General features: G+C 77.2%; 5 protein-coding genes and 1 pseudogene. 4 read left to right on the forward strand and 2 right to left on the reverse strand.

Translation table 11 applies throughout. The features are described from left to right. Nucleotides 1-50 precede the first annotated feature (50 nt). From bioD to AB0L34_RS29510, 3 genes are read left to right on the forward strand one after another with little or no spacing between them, the layout of a single operon-like run. Complete coding sequence (gene bioD / locus AB0L34_RS29500) at nucleotides 51-752, forward strand: dethiobiotin synthase (RefSeq protein WP_363708413.1); 702 nt, start codon at nucleotides 51-53, stop codon at nucleotides 750-752. Between the two features lie 54 nt (nucleotides 753-806). Then, nucleotides 807-2,411 carry a histidine kinase gene (locus AB0L34_RS29505; RefSeq protein WP_363708407.1) on the forward strand — a complete coding sequence of 535 codons (1,605 nt, stop codon included), beginning with the start codon at nucleotides 807-809 and terminating at the stop codon, nucleotides 2,409-2,411. After that, nucleotides 2,411-3,088 (forward strand): response regulator transcription factor, encoded by a 678-nt coding sequence (locus tag AB0L34_RS29510; RefSeq protein WP_357453766.1) that lies wholly within the window; start codon nucleotides 2,411-2,413, stop codon nucleotides 3,086-3,088. The genes AB0L34_RS29505 and AB0L34_RS29510 overlap by 1 nt, the downstream gene beginning before the upstream one ends. Nucleotides 3,089-3,184: 96 nt before the next feature. Here AB0L34_RS29510 and AB0L34_RS29515 read toward each other — a convergent pair whose 3' ends face one another. Both AB0L34_RS29515 and AB0L34_RS29520 read right to left on the reverse strand, forming a co-directional pair. Next, the gene (locus tag AB0L34_RS29515; protein ID WP_363708409.1) at nucleotides 3,185-4,348 is read right to left on the reverse strand and encodes a cytochrome P450; all 1,164 of its coding nucleotides are present in this window, start codon (nucleotides 4,346-4,348) and stop codon (nucleotides 3,185-3,187) included. 9 nt (nucleotides 4,349-4,357) lie between these two features. Next, on the reverse strand, nucleotides 4,358-5,026 hold the full coding sequence (locus AB0L34_RS29520; protein ID WP_350684270.1) for a 50S ribosomal protein L11 methyltransferase: 669 nt from the start codon (nucleotides 5,024-5,026) through the stop codon (nucleotides 4,358-4,360). 189 nt (nucleotides 5,027-5,215) lie between these two features. Here AB0L34_RS29520 and AB0L34_RS29525 point away from each other — a divergent pair. Then, nucleotides 5,216-5,573: pseudogene (locus AB0L34_RS29525) on the forward strand (hypothetical protein); the annotation flags it as partial.

The following is a 5,573-nucleotide window of genomic DNA, read 5'->3' on the forward strand; positions in this document are numbered from 1 at the left end:
CCGCAGTCGCGAACTGAGGTGGCACGGTGACCAAGCCGTGGCGGGGGCCGGTGCTGGTGACCGGCACCGACACCGAGGTCGGCAAGACCGTCGTGACCGCCGCCGTCGCCGCCGCCGCGCAGGCCGCCGGGCTGCGGGTCGCGGTGGTCAAGCCCGGCCAGACGGGTACGGCCACCGGCGAGCCCGGCGACGTCGACTCCGTCACCCGGCTGGCCGCCCCGCTGACCGGCCGCACCCTGGCCAGCTTCCCGGACCCGCTCGCCCCGCTGGCCGCGGCCCGGGTCGCCGAGCTGGAGCCGCTGGAGCTCTACACCGCCGTCGACGCGGTCCGCGAGGAGGCCGAGAAGCACGACCTGGTGCTGGTGGAGGGCGCCGGCGGGCTGCTCGTACCGATGGGGCTGCGGCCGTCGGGCGAGCCCTGGACGGTGGCCGACCTGGCGGTCTCGCTGGGGTCCCCGGCCGTGGTGGTGGCCCGGGCCGGGCTGGGCACCCTGAACCACACGGCGCTCACCCTGGAGGCACTGGAACGCCGGGCGGTGCCGGCCGGCGTGGTGATCGGCGCGTGGCCGGCCGACCCGGAGCTGGTGCACTGGGCCAACCTCACCGAGCTGGTGCCGCACCTGCTGGGCGCCCTGCCGGCGGGTGCCGGCGCGATGGACCCGGGGGTGTTCCGGCGGTCCGCGCCCGGCTGGCTCACCCCGGCGCTCTACGGGGTGCTCGACGACTGGCGTGCCTGGGCCGACGAGATGTGAGCACCTGACTTTCGTCGGTGCCCGCCCAGGTCGGGCGTGGGTAGCCTGGCCGCCGTGGAGAGCTGGTGGGCCGCGCTCGCGGGCGGTGGACGGGCGGCCCGGGCGGGCGTCCGGCGGTGGACCGGTGACCTGCTCCTGTGGCTGGTGACCGCCGCCCCGATCGCGTACGCGGGCGTCACGCCGCCGCACTCCGGGCGGGCCGTCGCCCTGACGGCCGGCGCGCTGCTGCTGCTCACCGCGGCGGTCGCGGTGAGCCGGCGGTGGCCGGTGGCCGCCCTGGTCGCGGCGGTGCTCGGCTCGTTGCTGGACGGCAACTTCCTCTTCGCGATCCCGGTGTTCAGCTACCTGGCCGGCCGCCGCAGCGCCACCGCCGTGCCGGCTGCTCTCGCCTTCGCCGCGATCGCTGCCGGCGGCACCGCGCTCAACCTGGGGCTGCTCGGCACCGGCGCGGCCACCTGGTTCCTGCTCGCCTCGGTGCTGCTCTTCGCCGGGGTGTTCCCGTGGCTCGTCGGCCGGTACCGGCGCCAGCAGGCCGCCCTGGCCGACGCCGGCCGGCGGCACGCCGAGGCCCGGGACCGCGAGCAGCGGGGCGCCGCGGAGCGGATCCGGCTGCGGGAACGGGCCCGCATCGCCCAGGAGATGCACGACTCGCTCGGGCACGACCTGAGCCTGATCGCCCTGCGCGCGGCCGCCCTGGAGGTCACCGACGACCTCGCCCCGGCGCACCGGGCCGCCGCCGGCGAACTGCGGGCCAGCGTCGCGGCCGCCACCGAACGGCTGCACGGGATCATCGGGGTGCTCCGGGACGAGGGCGGAACGGCCACCACCCGGCCGGCCGACGAGACCGTCGCGGACCTGGTCGACGGGGCACGGGAGGCCGGCATGGCGGTCGACGTGGACCCGCCGGGCGGGCTGCCGGACCTGCCGGGGGCCACCGCGCGCACCCTGCACCGGGTGGTCCGGGAAGCGCTCACCAACGCCGCCCGGTACGCGCCCGGCGCGGCGGTCACCGTCGCCCTGGCCCACGACGGCGACGGGGTCGAGGTGTCGGTCGTCAACGCGCCGCCGCCAGCCGGACCGCTGCCCGGCCCGCCGTCCAGCGGCTCCGGCCTGCTCGCCCTCGCCGAGCGGGTCCGCCTCGCCGGCGGTGCCCTGACGGCCGGCCCCCTGGACGGTGGCGGCTTCGCCGTCCGCGCCCGGCTGCCGCTGGGCGGCGTTTCCGGCGCCGACGCCGTCCTCCCGCCCGGCGACGTCCCAGGCCCCGGCGACGCCTCAGGCCCCGCCGGCGGCCCAGACCCTGCCGGGGGCCCTCGGCCGGCCGAGGCCGAGCGGCGGCTGCGCGCCGCCCGCCGGCGGGTCCGGCGTAGCCTGCTGACGGCGCTCGGCGCCCCGGTGGGCCTCGCCCTCGTCCTGTCGCTGGTCTACTACCCGGTCGCCACCGCCGGTACGGTGCTTCACGCGGAGGCCTTCGCGCGGATGCCCCTCGGCGCGGAGCGCGCCGCGCTGACCGGGCTGCCCCGGCGCCAGCTCGACCCGCCCGCCGAGCCGGCGCGGCCCGGCTGCGAGTACTACACCGACGGGAACTTCCCCCTGGCCGAGCCGACCTGGCGGCTCTGCTTCGCCGACGGCCGGCTGGTCAGCAAGGAGCGGATCGAGTGATGAACGCCGACACGGGTGGCCCGGTGCGGGTCGTTCTCGCCGACGACGAGGCGATGATCCGGGCCGGTGTCCGGGCCATCCTGGCCACCGATCCGGGGATCGAGGTGATCGGCGAGGCTGCCGACGGCCGGGCCGCCGTGGACCTCGTCCGGGCGCACCGGCCCCGGGTGGCGCTGCTGGACATCCGGATGCCGAGGCTGGACGGGCTCAGCGCGGCCGCCGAGATCCGCCGCCTCGTGCCGGAGACGGCGACGGTCATGCTGACCACCTTCGGTGAGGACGACCACGTGGCCCGGGCGCTCGGGCACGGGGCCAGCGGGTTCCTGCTCAAGGCCGGCGACCCGCGCGAGCTGATCGCCGGGGTGCACGCCGTCGCCGACGGCGGCGCGTACCTGTCGCCGCGGGTGGCCCGCCGGGTGATCGAGCTGGGCGGGGACCGGGTGGCCCGCCGGCCGGTGGCGCGGGACCGGCTCGCCGGGCTGACCGAGCGGGAGCGGGAGGTGCTCGCGCTGGTCGGGGCGGGACTGTCCAACGCCGAGATCGCCCGCCGGCTGTACCTGGTCGAGGGGACCGTGAAGAGCTACCTGACCAGCATCTTCACCCGCCTGGAGGTGCGCAACCGGGTGCAGGCGGCGATCCTCGCGTACGAGGCGGGGCTGGTCGAGCCCGGCGGCTGACCCGCCCGGGCCCGCACGCGCCCAGGGTGGCGCCACCGGGCGCGGCACCTCCCGGTCGCCACCCGGCACCCGGCCACCCGCCGCCACGCCGGCGGCTCAGCGGCGTCGGACGACGAAGGCGTCGGGCATCCGGAACGTGAGGTTGTCGGGGCACCACGGTTCGCGGACGACGGCGACCCCGTCCAGCAACGGCGCCGTCTCGCCGACCACCACCGCCGCCTCCATCCGGGCGAGTTGGTCGCCGACGCAGCGGTGCGCGCCTGCCCCGAAGGCCAGGTGCCGGCGGGATCCGCGCTGCCCGGGCCGGAACTCGTCGGGCGCCTCCACGGTGGCCGGGTCCCGGCCGGCGCGGGCCAGCCACAGCACGATGCTGGTGCCCGCCGGCACCGCGGTCCCGCCCAGCGTGGCGTCCACGGCGGCCACCCGTCGCCAGGTGACGATCGGCGGCTCCAGCCGGAGCCCCTCCTCGACCACGTCGGCGACCTCGACGGTGCCGGCCCGCAGGCCGGCCAGCACGGCCGGCTCGCCGGCCAGCCGGTGCAGCAGCAGGGTGAGGAACTGCGACGTGGTCTCCTGGCCGGCGACGAGCAGGAAGAACAGCGCGCCGACCACCACGTCGGGCGGGTGCCCGGCGGCCCGCAGCGACCCCGCCAGCCCGCCCCCGGTCTCGGCGAACTCCCGCAGCACCCGGTGGAACCGGCCCACCTCGGCCGCGAGCGCCGCCTGGCGGTCGGCGTCCAGCGGTGCCCAGAACAGCTCCAGCGCCGCGCGGGCGAACTCCTTCACGGCCCCGACCGGCGCGTCGGGCAGCTCGACCAGCCGGGCGAGCACCAGCAGCGGCAGGTCGGCGGCGAGTTCGGCGTAGAGGTCGACCGGTGCGCCCGCGTCGAGGGCGGCGCCGATCGCGGTGAGGCGCTCCCGGACCAGTCCGGTCAGCCAGGGCCGCTGCGCGGCGACCCGGGTCGGGTGCAGGGCCTCGGCGACGATCGCCCGGATCTGCGGGTGGCTGGCGCCGCCGTTGTTCGCCAGGGTCGGCGGCAGCCGGAACCGGTGCCCGGCCAGCACCCGCAGGGCGGCCACCGGGATCGGGGTCACCGCGTCCAGCGCGTTGTCCGGCCGGTACGTGACCGGGTCGGTCAGCACCTCCCGCACCAGCGCGTGCCGGGTCACCACCAGGTGTTCGACACCCACGTGGTCGGCCACCCGGGCCACGTCCGGCCAGTGCGCGTCGGTGGTCTGCGCCCAGCTCCGGAACAGCACGTCGACACGCTATCGGGCGGCTCCCGGCAGCCCGGCCCGCAACTGCCACACCGTGGTGCGCTTCACCCGGACGCTCTCCAGCGTCTCGGGCACCGGCACGTCGTACGCGGCCAGTTCGTCGAAGCGGTCGCGGGGCAGGAACGCCCGGCCGGGATCGCCGACCAGCACGTCCGCCCCGGCGCGGGCGGCCCGGAGCAGGAAACGCAGCACCCGGTTGGCCATCGCCTCGCTGTAGAACACGTCCCCGGCGAACACCACCTCGGCCCCGCCGGCGTCGCCGTCGAGGATGTCGCCGAGCTCCGCGTCGACGCGTACCCCGTTGGCCTCGGCGTTGACCGCCACGGCCGCGACGGCCAGCTCGTCGATCTCCACGGCGCGGACGGCGGCGGCGCCGGCCCGCGCGGCGGCGATGGCGACCAGGCCGGAGCCGGCGGCGAGGTCGAGCACCCGGCGGCCGGCGACCAGCTCGGGATGGTCGCTGACGTACCTGGCGAGCGCCTGCCCGCCGGCCCAGGCGAAGGCCCAGAACGGCGGCGGCTGCGCGCTGCGGAACTCGCCCTCGGTCAGCTCCCACAGCCCGATGGCGTCGTCGGCCTGGTGCAGCCGCACCTCGGGGACGAAGGCGACCGGGGCGAGGCGGGCGTGCAGCCGGACGAAGGCGGTGGAGAGGTCGGACACCGGAGAATTGTGTCCCACCCGCCGGCCGGGCCCGATCCCGGGCGTGTCGCGGCGGGGCCGTGACCGGTTCACCACGCTCGGTGAAATGGCCCCCGTGTTGTGGCGTTGGATGCGAACACGCCCGTCTACCGGCGTGCCCGGCGCGCTCCTAGCGTTGCCTGTGGACACGACCGAGGGTGAGGAGGCGTGGTGAGCGGGTGGCGGCACACGCTACGGATCGGACTGGTGCTGACCTTCGTGGCCGGGACCGGGTACGGGGGAGCCCTGCCCGCGCGGGCGGCGGCGGCCTTCTCCACCGAGTTGAGCGGTCTGCCGGACGAGTTCACCGCCGGGAACCGGGTGGAGACGCTGTCCGCCGTGGTGTCCCGCTCCGACGGGGGCGGCTGTGTCAAGGTGCGCTGGTCGATGTTGGTGCGGGTGCAGGGCCTGCGGCTGGACCAGCTCAAGGTGGACCGGGTGGAGGACAGCGGGTCGTTCCCGCTGGAGATCCGCACCGAGGGAGACACCGCCCGGCTCACCGACCGGCAACTCGACCCGGGGGTGCTCT

Origin of the sequence: Micromonospora sp. NPDC052213, assembly GCF_040679695.1 — a bacterium.
GTDB lineage: Bacteria > Actinomycetota > Actinomycetes > Mycobacteriales > Micromonosporaceae > Micromonospora.

Coding starts and splice junctions, on each gene's coding strand:
- AB0L34_RS29510 (WP_357453766.1), top strand. CDS start 2,411: ATGAACGCCGACACGGGTGGCCCGGTGCGGGTCGTTCTCGCCGACGAC.